The following is a 20,424-nucleotide window of genomic DNA, read 5'->3' as shown; positions in this document are numbered from 1 at the left end:
GGACTGTGTTTCAGGTTTCAATCTTATTTAAACTGTTCTGAGAAGCGGACATCGCCTTGGTAGAAACCACGGATATCATTGATTCCGTAACGGAGCATAGCAACACGCTCTTGACCAAGACCAAAGGCAAAGCCAGAGTATACAGTCGCATCGATACCACTCATTTCAAGGACACGTGGGTGAACCATACCGGCACCCATAATCTCGATCCAACCTGTTTTCTTACATACGTTACATCCTTCTCCACCACACTTGAAGCAAGAAACATCCACTTCAACAGATGGCTCTGTGAATGGGAAATAAGATGGACGCAAACGGATCTGACGCTCTTCACCGAACATCTTTTGGACGATCAACTGAAGCGTTCCTTGAAGGTCTGCCATAGAGATGTTTTTCCCAACAACCAAGCCTTCGATTTGGTGGAATTGGTGACTGTGGGTTGCATCGTCCGTATCACGACGGAACACACGCCCCGGTGAGATCATTTTCAAAGGACCTTTTGAAAAATCATGAGCGTCCATGGCACGCGCCTGAACTGGAGACGTGTGAGTACGAAGCAAGATTTCTTCTGTGATGTAGAAAGTATCCTGCATATCGCGAGCTGGGTGATCTTTTGGGAGGTTCATACGCTCGAAGTTATAGTAGTCTTGCTCCACTTCAAAACCATCCACGACTTGGTAACCCATCCCAATGAAAATATCTTCGATTTCTTCACTGGTTTGTGTGAGAACATGACGGTGACCAGTCGCAACTGGGCGACCTGGAAGTGTCACATCGATGCTCTCACTTGCTAGTTGAGCTTCTACTTTCTTTTCTTCCAAGAGCTTAACCGTTTCTTCAAAGGCCGCTGTCAAGATATCACGCGCTTCATTGACATGTTTCCCGATGATTGGGCGCATCTCAGCAGAGACATCTTTCATCCCTTTGAGGATTTCCGTAAGCGACCCTTTTTTACCAAGGACAGAGACACGCAAGTCTTGCATCTCTTTTTCATTTTCAGCAGTAATCTGCTGCAAGCTAGCCAGCGTTTCTTCACGAAGCGCTTTTAATTGTTCTTCAATAGTTGACATAATTCCTCCATCAGTCCCTCGTAGATAAAAAGAAAACCACATGCCAAAAACTCCACTCGGAGCGTTGACACGCGGTACCATCCGTTTTCATCTGACAAGTCAGACCTTCATTTCTAAATCCATGCGCAAGTGAATTCACCCAGCTTTCATATAGAGAACTTGCAGTCACGGCTCTCCTCCCTGATATACTTCCCTTGAGTTACTAGTCTTGCGGATTCCTATTCAATTACTACTTAGTTTATCAGATTTTTAGTTAAAAAACAAGTTAGATTAGACTAATTTCAATATAAAAAGGAACAAGACACAATGCATTACCTATTTGTAGGATCTGTTTCACCTGCTTTCCTTTTCAATAAAAGAGTTGCTGCTTGATTAAAACCATCACACCAGTTATACCATTTTGCTTCATACTCATCTTGAGATACGATATGATTTTTTAAATCCAGAACAGAGTAAATCTTTCTTTCCTCACAAGCTTGCGCATAGAGATAATACAGTTCATCGCCACCATCTCTATCCCACTTAGCAGAAATCGTATCCCTACCTGCCAATAAAGCCTGATAAGCCCTGTGATGCCCGTCTGTAATCAACAAGCAGTCTCCGAATGCAAGAACACTGATTGGAGCAACATTGATTATTTCTACCGACTGATAAAGCATCTGGATATCTTGTAACTTCTTTTCTGATAAGTATAGTTGAGTCGGATGGAGATCTGTTATATTGACTTTCATTTCTTTTTCCTCAAAGGAATTTGATGCTCACTTCTGCTTGCCTTTAAATCGCCATTGGAAGCGAAGCTTGTCATAGAAAGGAAATTCGATAAACAAGACCCCCAAACCCACACAGAAACTGGCAAGAACATCTGATGGGTAGTGAACTCCCAGATAGACCCGAGATAGCAACACACTGACTAGGTAGAAGCCAAGGACGATTTGCACAATTTTTTTCCAAACCGGATCTTTAATCCGTTGACTGAGAATGACAATCAAAGTCCCTACCATCAGAGTCACTGCCAGAGAATGGCCACTTGGAAAAGAAAATCCCCTCTCCTCTACCAAGTGTAAAATAGCTGGCCGTGGGCGCTGGTAGATATTTTTAAAGGTCACGATTAAAAGACCGGCTAAGGCTAGATTACCCGCCATGAAGTAGCTTTCTATCTTCCACTGCTTACGATAAAAGATAAAGGCTGCAATGGCAACCCAGGTAATGATTACTGGGATATCAATCAAATGCGTAAGGGCTCGGAACAGAACTGTCAAATAATCTGGCAAGTCCCCACGAAGAACAGTCTGAAGCGGTTGATCAAAACCGACCAGCGTTTCGGGGTAAAACTTGACCATATAGCCAAGAAGGACGAAAAGTAAAAGGGCAAAACTGCCCTTCATTAAAAATGTTTGTTTATCTCTCATAATATTTTAAGGTTGGTTTCAAGAGGACGTATAACAACCAGAATGAAACGGAAAAGATTACACCCTCAATCAAGTTGAAAGGTAATACCATGGTCATCAAGTAGTTAGAAAGTCCTATAATTTCTCTAATATCAAAGTTGGCAAACTGCGCGTATAAAGGAACCGCATAGACATAGTTGAGAACCAACATGGCAGAAGTCAATCCAATAGTTCCCGCTAGAGATGCCAGTAGAAAACGAAGAGTGCTACGTTCCTTTTTCCAAATCAAACCAAAAGCGATAACAAAAACTCCCAAGGCTACGATATTCATTGGCAAGCCAATGTAAGTATTCACTCCCTGGCTATTGAGAAGCAACTTCAAGAGTGATCGCAACAAGAGAATCCCGAGAGCAGCTGGCAAATCCATCACTACCAAGCCCACAAGGACTGGCAAGATACTAAACTCGATCTTGAGGAAGGTCGCCGCTGGCAAGAGCGGAAAGTCAAAGTACATCAGCACAAATGAAATGGCTGATAAAATCGCAATGGTCGAAATTCGACGTGTGTTTGTCATAACAGGTTCCTCCAATTTTCTATAAAATCAGAAGAAGTTGGAAAGGATCCCTCTATCTATTCTCACTTTTTATATCCCAAAAGTTCCCTCTCACTCTTTTGAGCAAGCGGTTGCAATTCATCTATAAACTCATTAGAACAGACAAAGCCATTCTTTCGTCTTCTCCCATCCAGACTATACTGTCGGTTGTGGAATCGCACCACATCAGCTTGCGCTCGCGGACTTCTTTAACTAAGATATTTTGGATTAATCTAGGCGTCGCAGTCGAAGATAATACTTAAGTATATCGAGACAAGACAACGAAGAGAAAGCCAAAATAGCTAGTTAAAGTCACCGCCGGTCGGGAATCTCACCCAGCCCTGAAGACCTTTTAATCATAACAAAAAACGCTTGCAAGTGCAAGCATTTTGATTATTTCAATTTATCTGCTTCATAGGTGTGAACAAGCTCAAGACCTGCAAAATTCTGCTGACGGAGCGCTTCATAGACAATCATGCATACGGTATTGGAAACATTGAGGCTGCGAACATGCTCATCGTTCATAGGAATACGGAGAGCTTTCTCAGGATGTTCTCGCATAAAGTCCTCAGGCAAGCCCTTGTCTTCACGTCCAAAGAGAAAATAATGATCCCAACCACTTGCCAAATCTGCTTCAGAATAGACCTTTTCCGCAAATTTTGAAATCAGATAGAGTTTACCCTTCATCTGAGACATGAAATCTTCCAAACTGTCATAAAAATAAATCTCAAGCTTATCCCAGTAGTCCAAACCAGCCCGCTTCATCTTCCGATCATCAATCGGAAATCCCATCGGTTTGATGATGTGGAGGGGAGAATTGGTCGCAGCGCAAGTACGCGCAATGTTACCTGTATTTTGTGGAATCTGAGGTTCAAATAATACAATGTGATTTGTCATTACGGGTTTCCTTTTATCATTGCAAAAAAATAGCCACACTGCCCGGAGTCAAGCTCAGCAAACAGCGTGGTTAAGGCATCGTTAACTTACCTCACAACAGGTTTGAAGTAAATCAGCGAAACTACTTTCTTAGTATAACACTTTCAGAATCATTGTCAATAGAAATGACTTGATTTTTTTACTTTTTTTGATGATATTTTCATGTTTGGTCATTCCCTTTCTGAAAAGGTATAGTAAAAGAGCCAAATCACTTCAAATCGGAGACATCGTTATAGAAATTAAGCAAATGTATCTTCAAAACGTGAAAAAGGCCTTTCTTCCCTTAAAAATCGCCTTAGCAAGTGCATTTTTTGCTAAAAAAGGGTATGATAGTTACATCATGAAAAAGTAGGTTTTTTATATGAAAATTGTCCTCGTTGGTGGAGGGAAAGTTGGTTTCGCCCTCTGTCGTTCACTGGTTGCAGAAAACCATGACGTTGTCCTCATCGAACAAGATGAGGCTGTCCTCAATCACATTGTCAGTCGCTATGATATCATAGGTCTCCTTGGAAATGGTGCTGACTTTGCCATCTTGGAGCAAGCCGGTGTTCAAGAGTGCGATATCTTTATCGCCCTAACCGAACACGATGAAGTGAATATGATTTCAGCGGTACTTGCTAAAAAAATGGGGGCTAAAGAAACCATCGTTCGGGTGCGAAATCCTGAATACTCTAATGCCTATTTTAAAGAGAAAAATATTCTTGGATTTTCACTTATCGTTAATCCAGAACTCCTAGCAGCGCGTGCGATCTCAAATATCATTGATTTCCCTAACGCCCTCTCTGTCGAACGATTTGCTGGAGGGCGGGTCAGTCTCATGGAGTTTGTTGTCAAGGATTCTAGCGGTCTTTGTCAAATGCCAATCTCAGACTTCCGTAAAAAGTTTGGTAATGTTATCGTCTGTGCTATGGAGAGAGATCATCAACTGATGATTCCAAGCGGTGATGTTATTATCCAAGACAAGGATAGGATTTTTGTTACGGGAAATCGTGTAGATATGATGCTTTTCCATAACTATTTCAAATCTCGTGCAGTGAAAAGCTTGCTTATCGTCGGAGCTGGAAAGATTGCTTATTATCTACTCGGCATTTTAAAAGACAGTCGCATTGATACCAAGGTCATCGAAATCAATCCTGAAAGAGCTCGTTTCTTCAGTGAAAAGTTCCCCAATCTCTATATTGTCCAAGGAGATGGAACTGCAAAAGACATTTTACTGGAAGAAAGTGCTCCCCACTATGATGCAGTCGCGACCTTGACTGGAGTTGATGAGGAAAATATCATCACTTCTATGTTTCTTGACCGTGTTGGCGTCCATAAGAATATCACCAAGGTAAACCGAACAAGCCTTCTAGAGATTATCCACGCGCCTGATTTTTCAAGTATCATCACACCAAAAAGCATCGCAGTGGATACCATTATGCACTTTATCCGTGGTCGAGTGAACGCTCAGTACTCAGACCTTCAAGCCATGCACCATCTCGCAAACGGTCAAATTGAAACTCTCCAATTTCAAATCAAGGAAGCTAATAAAATGACTGCCAAACCTCTATCACAGTTGAAATTGAAAAAAGGGGTTCTCATCGCAGCCATTATCCGAAAAGGAAAAACAATCTTCCCTACTGGAGAGGATATGCTTGAGGTGGGAGACAAGTTACTCGTGACGACCTTATTGCCAAATATCACCAAAATTTATGATTTGATTGAGAGGTAAAAAATGAATAAAAGTATGATTCGTTACCTCCTCTCAAAGCTTCTCTTGATTGAGGCTGTTCTTCTCCTAGTTCCTGTTAGTGTAGCGATCTATTACCAAGAATCCAGTCAAGTATTTATCGCTCTCTTTTCTACGATTGGAATTTTAGTCCTTCTCGGTGGCCTAGGCGTTTTACGGAAACCGAAAAACCAACGGATTTATGCCAAGGAAGGGGTCTTAATTGTTGCCCTCTGTTGGATTTTATGGTCTTTCTTTGGCGGCCTCCCCTTTGTCTTTTCAGGACAAATCCCAAGCATTATCGATGCCTTCTTTGAAATCAGTTCTGGATTTACGACTACAGGAGCAACTATTCTGAACGATGTTTCCGTTCTCACTCGTTCCCTCCTCTTCTGGCGAAGTTTCACCCACTTGATCGGAGGGATGGGGGTACTCGTCTTTGCACTTGCCATTATGGACAATGCCAAGAATAGCCACTTGGAGGTGATGAAGGCTGAGGTCCCTGGACCTGTCTTTGGCAAGGTCGTATCCAAGCTAAAAAACACTGCCCAGATTCTCTATCTGCTTTATCTGGCTCTCTTCTCCCTTTTTGTGGTTATCTACTATCTAGCAGGCATGCCTCTCTATGATAGTTTTGTCATCGCTATGGGAACGGCAGGAACTGGGGGCTTTACCGTCTATAACGACGGAATTGCCCACTATGGTAGCTCGCTCATCACCTATCTAGTTAGTATCGGAGTTCTGGTTTTTGGAGTTAACTTCAATCTCTACTACTACCTCATGCTCCGTCGGGTTAAGGCTTTCTTGGGAGATGAAGAACTACGAGCATATATCATCATTGTCCTAGTTTCTACAGGCTTGATTACGCTTAATACACTCCACCTCTATCAAGGTGTCTCTAAGAGTGTTGAAATGGCCTTCTTCCAGGTTTCCAATATCATCACGACAACAGGTTTTGGTTACGGAGATATTACCAACTGGCCCCTCTTCTCCCAATTTATCCTCCTCTTCCTCATGGGAATCGGTGGATCAGCTGGCTCAACTGCAGGTGGTCTTAAGGTGATCAGAGGACTTATCCTCTCTAAAATCGCAAAAAATCAGATTTTGTCCACCTTATCCCCTCACCGTGTTTTGACTCTACACGTCAATAAAACTGTGATTGATAAGGATACCCAGCACAAGATTCTTAAATATTTTGCTATCTATATGATGATTATTCTCTCCCTCATCTTTATCGTCAGTCTTGATAGCAATGATTTTCTAGTCGTGACCAGTGCGGTCTTCAGCTGTTTTAACAATATCGGACCTATTCTAGGTACAACCTCGAGTTTTGCCATCTTTAGTCCCATCTCTAAAATCCTACTCTCCTTTGCAATGATTGCAGGTCGTTTAGAGATATACCCAATTTTGCTACTCTTTATGAAACGTACCTGGTCTAAACGTTAATGATAATACAATTCCCCTTTTACAAGCTAGTAGAAGGGGAATTTTTTCTATTAAAAATGAGAAGACCTTTCGGCCCTCTCCTAGTCTGTTTATTTTTTAAGAGCTTCTTTGTATCGAGCAACTTCTGCTTGATTGGCCCAAACATAGTGACCTGGACGAATTTCTACCATAGATGGCTTGTCTGTCTCATAGTCATGTTGGTCAGGATCGTAAACTTTCAAGACCTTCTTGCGTTCCAAGATTGGATCTGGAATCGGTACAGCAGATAGAAGCGCTTGAGTGTATGGGTGGACAGGATTGTTAAACAACTCCTCTGTCTCCGCCACTTCGACGATAACTCCCTTATAGATAACCGCGATACGATCTGAGATAAAGCGAACAACTGACAAGTCATGGGCGATAAAGAGATAGGTCAAGCCCAACTCTTTTTGGAACTTCTTGAGCAAGTTTAAGACTTGCGCACGCACTGATACGTCCAAGGCTGAAATTGGTTCATCCGCAATAACGAAATCAGGCTCCATCACAAGAGCACGGGCAATCCCGATACGCTGACGTTGACCACCAGAAAACTCGTGTGGGTAACGGGTCAAGTGTTCTTTCAAAAGCCCAACTTCATGAATCATCTTTTGAACTTTTTCTTTTCGATCTTCTTCATCTTTAAACAAGTGATAGTTGTAAAGACCTTCAGAGATGATATAGTCAACTGTCGCACGCTCATTCAAGCTCGCTGCAGGGTCCTGGAAAATCATCTGGATACGACGGATCAAATCTGATGATTCCTTATGAGATTTTTTCCCATTAATTTTATGACCATCAAAGATGATTTCACCTTTACTAGTATTATTTAGACCAATAATGGCACGACCAATGGTTGTTTTCCCACTACCAGACTCACCAACAAGAGAGAAGGTTTCTCCCTTGTTGATAAAGAAGTTGGCGTTTTTAACCGCGACAAACTTCTTACTTCCTTCACCGAAGGAAATTTCTAAATCTTTAATTTCTACTAATTTTTCAGACATTTCCTTCCTCCTAGTCTTCTAGATGAGCAAAGCCCATTTTATCACGAATCTTGTCATGCAAATCTGCAATGACTCCAGGTTTTTCAACTTTAGGAGCATTCTCATGAAGCAACCAAGTCTTAGCCCAGTGGGTATCAGTGACTGAAAACTTAGGTGCCTTCTCTTCAAAATCAATTTGCATCGCATAATCTGAACGAAGGGCAAAGGCATCACCTTTCAACTCAGTATAAAGAGACGGTGGTGTTCCTGGGATAGAGTACAATTCCCCTTTATCATCAGCAAGCTGAGGCAAGCTAGACAAGAGACTCCAAGTGTATGGATGACGTGGATCGTAGAAGACTTCCTCAACAGTACCGTATTCTACAATTTCCCCAGCATACATAACCGCCACCTTATCGGCAATACTTGCTACCACACCAAGGTCATGGGTGATAAAGATAATAGTAAAGTGGTACTCATTTTGCAAGGTTTTAAGCAAATCAATGATTTGCGCTTGAATGGTTACGTCAAGGGCCGTTGTTGGCTCGTCACAGATCAAGATATCTGGACGACAGGCAAGGGCAATCGCAATAACGATACGTTGGCGCATCCCTCCAGAATATTGGAAAGGATACTCTTCAAAACGTTTTTCAGCGTCTGGGATTCCGACCTTGTTCATATAGTCGATTGCCATCTCTTTGGCTTCCTTAGCTGTTTTCCCTTGGTGTTTAACGATAACTTCAGTGATTTGGCTACCGATTGTATTGATTGGATCCAAACTTGTCATAGGATCTTGGAAGATGGTCGCAATTTTAGCACCACGAATCTTCTCCCATTCCTTGTTAGAAGTAAGAGCAGTCAAGTCTTGTCCACGATAGTCGATGCTTCCTTGGGCAATACGTCCATTGTCTTCTAACATCCCTGTAAAGGTTTTTGTTAAAACAGATTTACCAGAACCGGACTCACCTACCAAGGCAAGAACTTCTCCTTCAATCAGGTCCAGAGAAACTCCTCGGATAGCCGTCAGAACTTTGTCACGAACGTCAAATTCCACGACAATATCACGAGCAGTCAAAATTACATTTTTTCCTTTTATCATGTCTACTCCTATCTATGTGTACGTGGATCACTAGCATCCGCTAGGTTTTGACCAACAACGAAAAGAGATAGGGATACCAAGATCAAGGTTGTCAATGGAATCCAGAACAAGTAAGCGTTGGTCGTAACGTTTTGTGAGTAATCTGAGATCAAACGTCCCAAACTTGGCACTGTTACAGGCAATCCCAATCCAAAGAAGGAAAGGAAGGCTTCATAAGAGATGAAGCTTGGCAACATCAAGGTCATTGTAGAAACAATAACAGATACCAATTGCGGCATGATGTTTTTAACAATGATTTTAAAGGTTGGTGTTCCAAGTGTTTGAGAAGCAAGGTTGTATTCCAAGTCACGGTAACGCATGATTTGAATACGAATCATATAAGCAATCCCAATCCAAGTTGTCACACTCATGGCAAAAATCAAATTCCAGAAACCAGCACCAATTGAGTAAGTCAAGACAATGACAATCAAGAGAGATGGAATGTTTGAAATAATGTTATAAACTTCCATCATGACACGGTCTACAGATTTTGAAATTCCCCAGATTCCACCAACAATAACCCCAATTACAAGGTTGATAAAAGTTGCAATTACAGAGATGAGGATAGAGTTACGCGCACCAAACCAAACCCCATCAAACAAGGATTTACCATTGCTATCTGTACCAAACCAATGTTCAGCATTGGGCTTGATAAAACGAGCACTAAAGTCATTGACCTTACTTACATCGTTGAAGTCAAAATCTGAGAACATTGGGTAAATAAAGCTCATCAAGATAATAGCAACCAAAATTCCTAGCATAAAGACGGTTGATTTTTTCTTTAGAAATTGTCTAAATACAGAACCCCAGTATGAATAGGCAGGAGCATCAATTGTTTCAGAGGCAAAATCGTCACGTTTTACGAACTGAAATTTTTCTTTATCGATTGTTGACATTATTTGCCTCCTTTCTCTGTCAATTTAATACGTGGGTCAAGCATGGTCATCCAGATATCACCTACAAAGAGTGAGAAGATAGAAATACATGTGAAGATGAAGACAAGACCAACTACCATTGAGTTGTTTGATGCCTTAACAGAGTCAATCAACATTTTACCCATACCTGGGAAAGCGAAGACCGTTTCTGTCAATGTTGCACCACCGATAACTCCGATTACGGCACCAGGAATACCTGAAACCAAAGGAACCATGGCATTTTTAAAGATGTGTTTATTTGAAATTTCTTTTTCAGACAAACCTTTGGCACGAGCAAAACGTACGAAGTCCTGAGATTGCAAGTCGATCATGTAACGACGAATCCAGATAGCTGTACTTGGTGCACCCAGCAAACCTAGAATGACTGCTGGCAAGACATATGAACGCCAGTCCCCTGCTCCCAAGATAGGAAATGAATCTGGCAGACCGATAGATGATCCAATCAAGCGCACGATATAAACCAAGGCAATCGTTGGAAGGGCAAGCAAGAAGGTTAGAGCACCTGTCGAGAAGCTATCAATCCAAGTATTCTTGTGGCGAGCCATAGCAGATCCAAGTGGAATCGCAATCGCATACGAAATAATCAAACCAATCAAACCAGCAACCGCTGAGCTTGCAATCATTGAAGGATATTGATAATTGCTTTCTGTAGCTGTATATGGATCGTCTTTACCATAGTTGGCTACTTCACGCGCATCTGCTTGACTTGGAGATTTGTAAGTACGAGAGTAAATATCTACAGATGAAGTCTTTTTACCTGTAGGGAATTGAACTTCTGATGTCTTAGTTTGTCCCTGACCTTGTGTGATAACTTGAAGCACTGGTGTGTTTGCATAAGTTGGGTAAGAATCTCCCAAGTTAATGTTCACAAAGTTTTGGTGTACAAATGGGAATTGATTGTTGAAATACAAAAGGTATTTGTGTTTTGTACCTGAACCAACCAATGACCAACCGATAGCAGGGTCATTTTCAAAACGAAGATAACGTTGCAAGTTTGGATTTTCAGGGTCTTGAATTTTGTTTGGATGATCAATATCAATCAAGTTCGCATAGAATTTGAAAACACGTTCAAAAATCGGAATTTCACGCGTAGCATAGAATTGACCACTTTCTGAGAACACACCAAGTGTCCAACCATTTCCTAGTTGGTTGATGTATTTTTCGTAGATTGCCTTATTGGTATCATTGGCATCCACTGTTACAGATGAGTCCATTGTGCTCGCTCTTTCTTGCAACTCTTTGGTATCGTAGTACTCGATATAGCCCATCCGTTCATAAACGGTATTTTCATAATTATCCCGCTTGTCCGGCGTCGTTGCAATCTTGTTATAGTTGGTATCCTGCTTGAAAATCAATTTTCGAGGAACCATCGTATAGATAATTGTGTAGGTCAAGGTTGTCACCAAGAAAATGGACAACAATGAACGTAATACACGCATAAAAATATATTTCTTCATATCGTTTCCTTTTAAAATCCCAAAAGAACCTTCTCCTCATGGAGAGAAAGTTCTCTTGAGAGTTATTTATTTAACGTGATTAGCCAATTCTTTTTGAACTTTTTCGTTTGATTCTTTTTTCTCTTTGAGCCATTTCTCACGAGCTTGTTCATAGTCAGCTTTGGTTACAACCTTGTCTTGCAACTGAATATATTTGAAGTATACATCTGAACCCTTATCTCCAGATTGGCTGTATGATGCAGAGAATGGTACAACACGAGAAATGATTGGTGCAGCACCACTTAATGCCATAGCTGGCAAGAAGAGTGAGCTGTCTGTCAACCAAGCTTGGGCAGCTGCGTATTTTTCATAACGAACATTCAAGTCACTTGTTTCTTTTCCTGCTTCATCAACCAACTTATCGTATTCTTTCAAACCAACTTGGGCAGCTGCAGCATTATCTGCACCTTCGTAACCCATGTATGTTTTTGTTTGTTCAGCATTCGTTGTCTTCAAGATATCAAGATAAGTTGATGGATCTTCGTAGTCAGGGTTCCATCCAACTGCTCCTGAGAGGTCCCAATCTTCTGCCGCAGCGTTTGCAGCATAGTAAGTGATATTGTTCAACTCATCTTTAGAAATTTGTTGGATATCGATAACCACATTATCTTCACCAAGTACTGTTTCAACAGATTGTTTGAAGGATTGGATACGTGCAATATAGGCTTTAGAAGTTTGGTCTACTGGGATATCCAAGTGGATAGGGAATTTCACACCTTCTGCTTCCAATGCAGTTTTAGCTTTGGCAAATTCTGCTTTAGCTTTATCGGCGTTGAAGAGTCCATCTTGACCATCCGCAAAGTTTACGTTCTTCCATTCATCACCATAAGCAGCCATCTTTTCAGTTACCAAGTCACCGAAAGTTTTTTCGCCTGCTGAGACAAAGGTAGGTTTCACAAAGAGGTTACGAACTGCAAGAGGAGCGCCTTCTTTACCATTAATTTGTGCTGAGTAAGACGTACGGTCAAAGGCAAAGTTCAAAGCCTGACGGAAATCTTTGTTAAGAAGGGCTTTCTTAGTAGAAGTCTTCTCCTCGTCAGTTGTCTTAGAAGTGTATTTGTATCCTTGACGGTCAATATTCACACCCAAACCACCAATACCAGGTCCTGATGGATTGTAGTAGATATTTTCCTTGTAGCTTTCTGCTACCTTAGAGTAGTTTGAACTTGTAGGGAAGAGACGGGCATAGCTATAAGCTCCGCTTGTAAAGTTACGCTCAAGCGACTCTTGGTCTGATCCATCATAGAAAGCAAGAGTAACTTTATCGAGATGAACATTGTCTTTGTCCCAGTAGTTTTCATTTTTAGCGAACTCGATAGAAGACTTAGCAGTCAACCCTTTCAGCAAGAATGGACCATTGTAAAGCAAGGATGTAGGGTCTGTTGCTTTAGCAAAGTCAGCTCCTTTTGATTTTTCAAAATCTTCGTTCAATGGCCAGAAGATTGAATAAGCCATCTTAGAGTTCCAGTATGGTTCTGGTTGGTTCAAAGTATACTCAAGAGTATAATCATCAACTGCCTTTACACCTACTGAAGAAAAATCTTTTGAATTGCCTGATAAATAATCAGACAAACCTTTAACAGAATTTTCTGCTAGGTAAAGAGCTTCTGACTTGTTATCAGCTGCGTGTTTCAAACCATTTACAAAGTCTTTGGCAGTAACTTCTGCGTACTCTTCTCCGTCAGATGTAAACCATTTGACTCCTTTACGAATCTTGTAAGTATAAGTCAAACCATCTTTTGAAACGGACCAGTCCTCTGCAACTGCAGGAACTAGGTTCCCATACTTATCGTTTGTGAAAAGACCATCGATACCATTTGAAGTGGCAACCTTAGTACTTTGTTTCCCTGAAATGAGGTAATCCAACGTTTCTGGATCAGCTGTATAAACATAACCATAATTTTTTGGCGCTGTTGAATCAGATGATTTTGAAGAACCACAAGCAGCTAAAACGCCAGTTGCTAATAGGGCAATTCCTGCTGCGACAAATACTCTACTTTTTTTCATATTGTTAACTCCTCTTTGAAAAATTTAGGCTTATTGTCAATTATATCATATATTATCTAAAAAGTAAACGAATTTTCAGAATATTTAGGCGTATACCCTCAAAAAACTTCTATTTGTCAAAATTTTTGCATTCTTTATTTGTTTCTGGAAGAAATACTTTCTAGTCCGACCCTCTTTAGAATGGGATTTTTACAAGCTTTTTCTCACTTCTTCGATCATCATCTGTTTTCCTAAATTGGATTTTAGAATAAGAAACTATTGACGGGAAATGATTTTCAAGGTATAATAATAAACGTTGAGGCGGTATAGCCAAGTGGTAAGGCACGGCTCTGCAAAAGCTTGATCGTCGGTTCAAATCCGTCTACCGCCTTATATCATCTGTTTTATCAGAATTCAACGAGACAGAGAGCCTGAAAAATCGGGCTTTTTTGTTATTCCTAATAAGTGGGGACAACTGTACCTACCATATAGATTTACAAAAAGCAGTGACTCAAGTCACTGCTTTATTCTGTTTCTTCTTCAGGTTCTAGTTCTGTGATTTGAACTTTTACCTTGGTAACACGTCCATTTTTCACCTTATCATTGGTCAGGACGATTTGTTTGTTTTGACTGACCAGTTCATAACTGATTTTTTCAGTTGTTGGAATCGTACCAACACCCGTCAAATAATAACCGGCGATGGTATCCACATCATCGCTTTCTAGTTCGACACCAAAGTAGTCATTGAAGTCGTTAAGATTCATGGTTCCCTGTGCAATATAGGTGTCCTCACCGATTTGATGGACTTCGATTTCTGCCCTATCCGTCTCGTCATCGATCTCACCGACAATCTCTTCTAAAAGATCTTCTAGAGTTACCAAACCAGCCATACCACCGTATTCGTCTAGTAAAATGGCCATTTGGTTTTGGGTATTTCGCAATTCTTTTAGCAAGTCATCCACAAAAATAGTTTCAGGGACAAAGAGTGGATCTTGTAAGATCTTCTTCCAGACAATATTTTCAAAGCCATCTGCATAGGCGGCGTTTAGCAAACGCTTGGTATGAATCAAACCAATCACATTGTCCTTATCCCCATCGTAAACAGGGATACGTGAGAAATTTTGCTTTAGAATACTTTGGATAATGGTTTGACTGTCATCCTGAATATCTACCATAAAGGCATCTGTACGAGGCACCATTAGCTCACGAGCCATTAGTTCATCTAGAGAAAAGATCCCCTGTAGCATTTCAATTTCATCTGCATCCAGTGTTTCTTCGCTCTTAGTCAACATGTACTCAATTTCATCTCGAGTCATTTTTTCATCCGCATCATCAAAGGTCATTGGCGTTAAACGACTCAAGAGATTGGTTGAAGCAGATAACAACCAGACAAAGGGACTGACAATCTTCCCAAGACCAATAATAATTGGTGCTGTTCGAATTGCCAAAGCATCTTTGAGATTGAGGGCAATCCGTTTAGGATAGAGTTCACCAAAAACAATAGAGATGTAGGTCAAGAATGCCAAAGAGAGGAGGCTTGCAATGGCATAAGCTGTTTCACTATTTCCTATCCAAGATGCGATTTCGCGTCCTAGCGTTTCTGCTAAACTAGCCCCTGACAAGATGGTAATTAACGTGATACCAACTTGAATTGTTGATAAAAAGTGGTTAGGATTTTCAAGTACCTTTAACAAACGAACGTAACGTTTGTCTCCCTCTTCTGCCTTTTGCTCCACTCGGGAACGGTTTAGTGACACCATAGCCATTTCAGTGGCTGAGAAAAAAGCATTTAACAGGGTCAAGATAAATAACAATACAAACTGTAGCAACAAATTCTGACTGCTCGGGTCTTCCATAGTCCTTCTCCTAAAATAGTATCTTGTGTTCCATTATATCATAAAATCCCTCAGGATTCACATTATTTTTCATTTAAAGAACAACTCCCCTGCCTCTAGAAGACAAAGGAGCTGTTTTTATAGTATCTATTGTTTCTAATCCGTCACTGTTACTTGCCCTGTTCGGTAATCAAGCTGGATTCCCTTTTGAACATTGGGGATTAGGACATTGAATTCCAATTCGCCATCTGAAGACTTGGCTTCGATTTGTGAAGCGGATGGAACTAGGTCCTCATTTGTCGCATAGTGGAGCGTCACCCGATAACGGACCCTCTTATTTTGGTCCAAGGCTTTTCTGACCAAACTCTCATAGTAGTTCTGACCTGTCGAATCTTCAGCCTGTGCTTGGTTTGCCCAAGCTGTCTGGACTGCAATGTTCTTGGGATTGCTGGTAGAAGCATCAAAGCCATCTAACCCACCTATCAAGGCATAACCCAATAAGTGCCCCCTATCTACTGCGTGTGTATAGGCTCCCTTTAGATTCTTGACCTGATGCCATCCTGGTGGCGTCCAGGAGGTTGAGCCGTTGCCTGTTTCTTCACGGTTCTTATACTGCCGAGTCGCTTTGGATAAGATGGCATTGGCAACAGTCGGGACTGTTTCTTTTCCAACTATCTTTGTCTTATTATCCGCATAGGGTTTGCTAGAAACCTTGGCATCTAGATTGGTTTTATTGCCATTGACAATGAAGGCCCCTGCTCCATTCCACTCGAGCCCCCCCTTGATTTGATTTTTGATTGACTCAGTTAAGACACTTTCAGCTAGCTCCTGACTGGGTGCTTCTGAAGCTTGTTTTTTCTGACTAACCTTGGTTCTAGGGCTATTTGGTACTGACTGCATCTGCTTGATGTAGTAGCTTCCAGCAGCCAAGAGTAAGAATAGAAGTAATCCTATCAGAGCTTGTCTTGTTTTTTTGTCCATTTTTCTCCTTATTTCTTTAGAAAAAGACTGGTCTCCCAGTCTAATTTCCTGTAAATTTGCTAATCAATTCCTGCCACTTTGCTGGAGACAATATAGCCCATGGATCCTGTCCCTTTCCTAGGATGCCATAACCAACCATCAAGCCGATTCCTAAAGCCAGAAAGCCTAGCAATAGTACGATAAAAATCAACAGTAAACGACGGAGTACATAGCGTAAGTTTTTATTCTTCTTCATCATTTGCCTCGATTCGCTGAATCTTCGCTCCTAGCTGAGCCAATTTCTCATGGAAACGGTAGTAACCTCTATCAAGGTGAACTAGCTTACCAACAACTGTTTCTCCCTGTGCCACCAGACCTGTCAAAATCAAAGCAGCACTAGCGCGAAGGTCCGTTGATAAAACTTCTGCCCCCTGTAAAGCTTGTCCCCCAACAATACGAGCTGTGTCACGGATAATCTCTGAATGCAAGCCCATACGGCGCATTTCCTCCAAGTGTTGGAAGCGATTCTCAAACACCGTCTCCACCATGGTGGATTCCCCTTTTGCGACGGTCATCAGAGCTGTAAATTGTGCCTGCATATCTGTTGGGAATCCTGGGTGCGGTAAGGTTTTTACATGAACAGCCTTGAGATTTTCAAGTTGAGAACGAACACGGATACCTTCTGATTCCTCTGTCACTTCAACACCCATTTCAAGTAGTTTTGAAATCAAGGGGCGATTGTGTTCCCAGACGGCATCACGAACGAGAACATCTCCACCAGTCATAGCTGCCGCCACCATAAAGGTTCCTGCTTCGATACGATCCTGTACCACATTATGAGTTGTTCCATGGAGTTCCTCGACACCAGTCACTGTGATGGTTTCGGTACCAGCTCCCTTGACCTTAGCTCCCATCTCATTAAGGAGAATAGCGAGGTCAACAATTTCTGGCTCACGCGCAGCATTTTCAATGACCGTCACTCCATCAGCTAGAGTTGCCGCCATCATGAGGTTTTGTGTTGCGCCAACACTTGGGAAGTCCATGTAGATATGAGCGCCATGCAGGCGTTCTGCCTTAGCTTCGATGTAACCAGCTGTCTGGGTAATCTTTGCCCCCATAGCTTCCAAACCTTTGAGGTGGAGGTCGATGGGACGACTCCCGATGGTACATCCCCCTGGCATAGAAACTTTGGCATGGCCTACACGAGCAAGGATTGGTCCCAAGACAACGATGGATGCCCGCATCTTGCTGACATACTTGTATGGAGCTTCCTCCGTGATATCAACAGTCGCATCAACCTCGACAACATGTGCTTCCTCATCAAAGTCCACCTTGGCATTCAGACCTCGAACCACTTGATTCATGGTGAAAACATCTGACAAGATTGGGACGTTCTGCAAGACTGTCTTACCCTTGCTTGCTAGAATAGTCGCTGCCAACAAGGGCAAGACTGCATTCTTTGCTCCCTCGATCGTCACACTCCCGACCAGACGATTATCCCCGCCTTGAACCACAATTTTTTCCATAGTTGTTTCCTTTACTTTTGATTTTATAATAGTCCTCTAAGCGCTTCTTGCCACAGTTGGTACAAACTGATAAAGAATGAACTCAAGATATAGCCCATCACAATACTAAAGAAGCCTACCAACAAACGAACCTTTTTTGTGTTCGTAGCGGTCACTTTCAAAACCTTTTCCCATCTCACAAGATCCTTCAAAAGGTAAAAACTCAAATAAATAAAGAGTATATGACTACTTAGAGTGAATAATAATTGAACCATTTGACTATTATACCATCTTATCCGCTTGCGCGCTAGTTTTCAATTTTTCTACGAATTAGGGATTGTTTTTAAGGTAATCAATCGCATCCTGCAAGGTCTTAACGGGAACGATTTTCATCTCTGTTTTGATCGTTTTAGCAGCTTCTAGGGCTGTTTCATAGTTGCTTTTCGCATTGGGATCTGCTTTTTTTGCTTCCTCGGTGACTGGATTGTCAGGAGCAAAAAAGATGTTGGCTCCCTGACGAGAGGCTGCAACTACTTTTTTGTCAATTCCACCGATGTCGCCAACATTTCCATCACGATCGATGGTACCTGTACCTGCTACGATACGCCCATTGCGAAGACCTGGATCTGCTATCTGGGTGTAAATAGCTAGACTAAACATAAGACCGGCACTTGGTCCGCCGATACCAGCTGTTGAAAAGCGAATTGGAACATCACTGGTCACTTCCGTACGGTCAATCAAACCAATCCCAATTCCGTTTTTCCCGTTTTCGAGAGTGATGATTTTACCCTCAGCAGACTTGACTTTTCCGTCTTCTTCATAGGTTACCTTGACCGTGTCTCCTAATTGTTGAGAATTGACATAGTCGACCAAGTCTTTTGAACTGTCAAACGTTTTGTCATTAACAGCCGTCACGGTATCTGCAATGTTCAGAATGCCCTTAAAAGTTGAATTGTCCGTCACGGTTAAGACATAGACTCCTAGATACTTGAGTTCAATATCCTTTCCAGCCGTCTTTAATCCCTGATACTTGGCCATGTTTTGAGAAGTTTGCATGTAGAACTGATTGATCCGCATAAACTCCGCATCAGTAGAGCCACCTGTAGTCTCCTTGGCACTTCTAATATCCGTGAAAGGTGTTAACCAGGCATAGACAAGATGCGATAGAGTTGCATGTCGGATCCCAACTGTCACAAACTGGTAAGCTCCTGCTTCTGTGTCTTCTGTTTCATTGACTTTCAAAACGCGACGAATATCTTCCGCTCCACCTGGAACTTCTATGTAGTAAGGTAAAGGTACTACAAAGGCTAAAAAAGTCAATACTAGTGCTAGGATGACATATAAGGGCCATCTAGTTTTTTTCTTCATGTTCTAATTCCTCCACAACACTGTTTGGGACATATTGCTGAATCTCCTGACCAAACTTCAGAAGTTCTCTCACGGCCGAAGAGCTGATATAAAGATGCTCTGGGTGGCTATATAGGTAAATGGTTTCGATTTCTGGAGCCAGTTGATGATTGTAGTAGTCAAAACTAGACTCGTATTGCAAGTCGGTGGTATTTCGCAAGCCACGGACAAGGGTCTTAGCACCCAGTCTTCTTGCAACATCGACGACTAGTTGGTCATGAGAAGCCAGCACCTCTACATTATCTAAATGCGCCACCGCTTTTTCGACTGCCCGTTTGCGGTTTTCAACAGGGAGAAAGCCTTGTTTGTGGGGATTGTAGAACACCCCGACATAGAGCTTATCAAAGAGTTTGCTGGCACGTTCAATGATATCCAGATGTCCATTTGTCATAGGATCAAATGAACCTGTAAATAATCCAATTTTATCTGACATAGACCGTCACCTTACTAATCCCATATATTTTTTCCTTCCAGATACCTAAGCAGGCGATTTCTTCTGGTAGTTCTACAGACTTATCGGTTTCACAGACAACCATGATCTCTTCGGAGAAAAGGTTTCTTTCTGCCATTTTTTCGATATCTGCAACGATTTGTTCCTTGGCATAGGGAGGGTCTAAAAAGACCAGGTCAAAGGGACCTTTCACTTGCTCCAAGGCCCGTTCAGCCTCCATCTTTAAGAGTTGAAATTTGGAAGCTTCCTTGGTCATTTGGATGTTTTCAGCGATGATAGCTTGCGCCTTTCGATCCCGTTCCACTAAGACAGCATGGGACATCCCACGCGAGACTGCCTCAATGGATAAACCACCACTGCCAGCATAGAGATCCAAGACACGACCGCCCTCAAAATAGGGACCTATCATGTTAAAGATAGCTCCACGCACCTTATCTGATGTCGGCCTCGTCGTCTTGCCTTCTAGCGTCTTGAGGGGACGCCCTCCGTAGATTCCTGATACGATTTTCATACCGTTTATTATACCAAATTATAGGCAAAAAGAGAAAGAAAACCGAACCTTGCGGTTCGATT

General features: G+C 41.9%; 20 protein-coding genes, 1 tRNA gene and 1 riboswitch. Of the genes, 3 read left to right on the top strand and 18 right to left on the bottom strand.

Annotated elements, in window-relative coordinates:
- Positions 1–23: 23 nt before the first annotated feature.
- The 5 genes from pheS to O3622_RS02405 all read right to left on the bottom strand — a co-directional run bounded on the left by pheS (position 24) and on the right by O3622_RS02405 (position 3,947).
- Positions 24–1,070, bottom strand: a complete 1,047-nt coding sequence (gene pheS / locus O3622_RS02425) for a phenylalanine--tRNA ligase subunit alpha (protein WP_371606966.1) — start codon at positions 1,068–1,070, stop codon at positions 24–26.
- 311 nt (positions 1,071–1,381) lie between these two features.
- A complete protein-coding gene (locus tag O3622_RS02420; protein WP_000867351.1) occupies positions 1,382–1,801 on the bottom strand; it encodes a hypothetical protein in 420 nt (139 codons plus the stop codon).
- Between the two features lie 27 nt (positions 1,802–1,828).
- Entirely contained in the window at positions 1,829–2,479 is a 651-nt protein-coding gene (locus O3622_RS02415; protein ID WP_033587277.1) for a phosphatase PAP2 family protein, read from the bottom strand.
- A complete protein-coding gene (locus O3622_RS02410; protein WP_000185812.1) occupies positions 2,469–3,032 on the bottom strand; it encodes an ECF transporter S component in 564 nt (187 codons plus the stop codon). The genes O3622_RS02415 and O3622_RS02410 overlap by 11 nt, the downstream gene beginning before the upstream one ends.
- Before the next feature lie 153 nt (positions 3,033–3,185).
- Positions 3,186–3,403: riboswitch (FMN riboswitch) on the bottom strand.
- 40 nt (positions 3,404–3,443) lie between these two features.
- Complete coding sequence (locus O3622_RS02405) at positions 3,444–3,947, bottom strand: tRNA (cytidine(34)-2'-O)-methyltransferase (RefSeq protein WP_000181365.1); 504 nt, start codon at positions 3,945–3,947, stop codon at positions 3,444–3,446.
- Between the two features lie 400 nt (positions 3,948–4,347).
- Between O3622_RS02405 and trkA the strand changes: the two genes are divergently transcribed.
- Together trkA and O3622_RS02395 are read left to right on the top strand one after the other, a co-directional pair.
- Entirely contained in the window at positions 4,348–5,697 is a 1,350-nt protein-coding gene (gene trkA / locus O3622_RS02400; RefSeq protein WP_303212331.1) for a Trk system potassium transporter TrkA, read from the top strand.
- A gap of 3 nt (positions 5,698–5,700) precedes the next feature.
- On the top strand, positions 5,701–7,140 hold the full coding sequence (locus tag O3622_RS02395) for a TrkH family potassium uptake protein (RefSeq protein ID WP_371606965.1): 1,440 nt from the start codon (positions 5,701–5,703) through the stop codon (positions 7,138–7,140).
- 89 nt (positions 7,141–7,229) lie between these two features.
- Here O3622_RS02395 and O3622_RS02390 read toward each other — a convergent pair whose 3' ends face one another.
- The 5 genes from O3622_RS02390 to O3622_RS02370 all read right to left on the bottom strand — a co-directional run bounded on the left by O3622_RS02390 (position 7,230) and on the right by O3622_RS02370 (position 13,714).
- Positions 7,230–8,159: an ATP-binding cassette domain-containing protein gene (locus tag O3622_RS02390; protein ID WP_001291311.1), complete on the bottom strand. Its 930-nt coding sequence runs from the start codon at positions 8,157–8,159 to the stop codon at positions 7,230–7,232.
- Between the two features lie 10 nt (positions 8,160–8,169).
- Positions 8,170–9,237, bottom strand: a complete 1,068-nt coding sequence (locus tag O3622_RS02385; protein ID WP_125418459.1) for an ABC transporter ATP-binding protein — start codon at positions 9,235–9,237, stop codon at positions 8,170–8,172.
- Between the two features lie 8 nt (positions 9,238–9,245).
- Positions 9,246–10,172: an oligopeptide ABC transporter permease OppC gene (gene oppC, locus O3622_RS02380; RefSeq protein ID WP_000103692.1), complete on the bottom strand. Its 927-nt coding sequence runs from the start codon at positions 10,170–10,172 to the stop codon at positions 9,246–9,248.
- On the bottom strand, positions 10,172–11,668 hold the full coding sequence (locus O3622_RS02375) for an ABC transporter permease (RefSeq protein ID WP_000759891.1): 1,497 nt from the start codon (positions 11,666–11,668) through the stop codon (positions 10,172–10,174). The genes oppC and O3622_RS02375 overlap by 1 nt, the downstream gene beginning before the upstream one ends.
- A 66-nt stretch (positions 11,669–11,734) precedes the next feature.
- Positions 11,735–13,714: a peptide ABC transporter substrate-binding protein gene (locus O3622_RS02370; protein WP_371606964.1), complete on the bottom strand. Its 1,980-nt coding sequence runs from the start codon at positions 13,712–13,714 to the stop codon at positions 11,735–11,737.
- Between the two features lie 299 nt (positions 13,715–14,013).
- Here O3622_RS02370 and O3622_RS02365 point away from each other — a divergent pair.
- Positions 14,014–14,084 (top strand) — tRNA-Cys (locus O3622_RS02365).
- A gap of 133 nt (positions 14,085–14,217) precedes the next feature.
- Here the strand turns inward: O3622_RS02365 and O3622_RS02360 are convergent.
- From O3622_RS02360 to rsmD, 8 genes are all read right to left on the bottom strand, one after another.
- A complete protein-coding gene (locus tag O3622_RS02360) occupies positions 14,218–15,549 on the bottom strand; it encodes a hemolysin family protein (RefSeq protein ID WP_371606963.1) in 1,332 nt (443 codons plus the stop codon).
- A gap of 135 nt (positions 15,550–15,684) precedes the next feature.
- Positions 15,685–16,509 (bottom strand): DNA/RNA non-specific endonuclease, encoded by an 825-nt coding sequence (locus O3622_RS02355; protein WP_371606962.1) that lies wholly within the window; start codon positions 16,507–16,509, stop codon positions 15,685–15,687.
- Between the two features lie 40 nt (positions 16,510–16,549).
- Positions 16,550–16,744: a DNA-directed RNA polymerase subunit beta gene (locus O3622_RS02350; protein ID WP_000739701.1), complete on the bottom strand. Its 195-nt coding sequence runs from the start codon at positions 16,742–16,744 to the stop codon at positions 16,550–16,552.
- Complete coding sequence (murA, locus tag O3622_RS02345) at positions 16,731–18,014, bottom strand: UDP-N-acetylglucosamine 1-carboxyvinyltransferase (RefSeq protein WP_371606961.1); 1,284 nt, start codon at positions 18,012–18,014, stop codon at positions 16,731–16,733. Before murA ends, O3622_RS02350 begins: the two co-directional genes overlap by 14 nt.
- Before the next feature lie 23 nt (positions 18,015–18,037).
- Positions 18,038–18,268 carry a DUF1146 family protein gene (locus O3622_RS02340; protein WP_002892633.1) on the bottom strand — a complete coding sequence of 77 codons (231 nt, stop codon included), beginning with the start codon at positions 18,266–18,268 and terminating at the stop codon, positions 18,038–18,040.
- A gap of 55 nt (positions 18,269–18,323) precedes the next feature.
- The gene (locus tag O3622_RS02335) at positions 18,324–19,361 is read right to left on the bottom strand and encodes a SepM family pheromone-processing serine protease (RefSeq protein WP_000730772.1); all 1,038 of its coding nucleotides are present in this window, start codon (positions 19,359–19,361) and stop codon (positions 18,324–18,326) included.
- Positions 19,345–19,833: a pantetheine-phosphate adenylyltransferase gene (gene coaD, locus O3622_RS02330; protein ID WP_070656922.1), complete on the bottom strand. Its 489-nt coding sequence runs from the start codon at positions 19,831–19,833 to the stop codon at positions 19,345–19,347. Before coaD ends, O3622_RS02335 begins: the two co-directional genes overlap by 17 nt.
- On the bottom strand, positions 19,823–20,362 hold the full coding sequence (rsmD, locus tag O3622_RS02325) for a 16S rRNA (guanine(966)-N(2))-methyltransferase RsmD (protein ID WP_000706939.1): 540 nt from the start codon (positions 20,360–20,362) through the stop codon (positions 19,823–19,825). Before rsmD ends, coaD begins: the two co-directional genes overlap by 11 nt.
- Between the last annotated feature and the right edge of the window lie 62 nt (positions 20,363–20,424).

It is taken from the genome of Streptococcus sp. 27098_8_51 (genome assembly GCF_041432205.1).
Lineage (GTDB): Bacteria > Bacillota > Bacilli > Lactobacillales > Streptococcaceae > Streptococcus.
This window is presented reverse-complemented; position numbering and strand designations above follow the sequence as displayed.

Coding starts and splice junctions, on each gene's coding strand:
- O3622_RS02340 (WP_002892633.1), bottom strand. CDS start 18,268: ATGGTTCAATTATTATTCACTCTAAGTAGTCATATACTCTTTATTTAT.
- O3622_RS02405 (WP_000181365.1), bottom strand. CDS start 3,947: ATGACAAATCACATTGTATTATTTGAACCTCAGATTCCACAAAATACA.
- O3622_RS02335 (WP_000730772.1), bottom strand. CDS start 19,361: ATGAAGAAAAAAACTAGATGGCCCTTATATGTCATCCTAGCACTAGTA.
- O3622_RS02390 (WP_001291311.1), bottom strand. CDS start 8,159: ATGTCTGAAAAATTAGTAGAAATTAAAGATTTAGAAATTTCCTTCGGT.
- rsmD (WP_000706939.1), bottom strand. CDS start 20,362: ATGAAAATCGTATCAGGAATCTACGGAGGGCGTCCCCTCAAGACGCTA.
- coaD (WP_070656922.1), bottom strand. CDS start 19,833: ATGTCAGATAAAATTGGATTATTTACAGGTTCATTTGATCCTATGACA.
- trkA (WP_303212331.1), top strand. CDS start 4,348: ATGAAAATTGTCCTCGTTGGTGGAGGGAAAGTTGGTTTCGCCCTCTGT.
- O3622_RS02355 (WP_371606962.1), bottom strand. CDS start 16,509: ATGGACAAAAAAACAAGACAAGCTCTGATAGGATTACTTCTATTCTTA.
- O3622_RS02415 (WP_033587277.1), bottom strand. CDS start 2,479: ATGAGAGATAAACAAACATTTTTAATGAAGGGCAGTTTTGCCCTTTTA.
- pheS (WP_371606966.1), bottom strand. CDS start 1,070: ATGTCAACTATTGAAGAACAATTAAAAGCGCTTCGTGAAGAAACGCTG.
- O3622_RS02385 (WP_125418459.1), bottom strand. CDS start 9,237: ATGATAAAAGGAAAAAATGTAATTTTGACTGCTCGTGATATTGTCGTG.
- O3622_RS02350 (WP_000739701.1), bottom strand. CDS start 16,744: ATGAAGAAGAATAAAAACTTACGCTATGTACTCCGTCGTTTACTGTTG.
- O3622_RS02395 (WP_371606965.1), top strand. CDS start 5,701: ATGAATAAAAGTATGATTCGTTACCTCCTCTCAAAGCTTCTCTTGATT.
- O3622_RS02370 (WP_371606964.1), bottom strand. CDS start 13,714: ATGAAAAAAAGTAGAGTATTTGTCGCAGCAGGAATTGCCCTATTAGCA.
- O3622_RS02375 (WP_000759891.1), bottom strand. CDS start 11,668: ATGAAGAAATATATTTTTATGCGTGTATTACGTTCATTGTTGTCCATT.
- murA (WP_371606961.1), bottom strand. CDS start 18,014: ATGGAAAAAATTGTGGTTCAAGGCGGGGATAATCGTCTGGTCGGGAGT.
- O3622_RS02420 (WP_000867351.1), bottom strand. CDS start 1,801: ATGAAAGTCAATATAACAGATCTCCATCCGACTCAACTATACTTATCA.
- O3622_RS02360 (WP_371606963.1), bottom strand. CDS start 15,549: ATGGAAGACCCGAGCAGTCAGAATTTGTTGCTACAGTTTGTATTGTTA.
- O3622_RS02410 (WP_000185812.1), bottom strand. CDS start 3,032: ATGACAAACACACGTCGAATTTCGACCATTGCGATTTTATCAGCCATT.
- oppC (WP_000103692.1), bottom strand. CDS start 10,172: ATGTCAACAATCGATAAAGAAAAATTTCAGTTCGTAAAACGTGACGAT.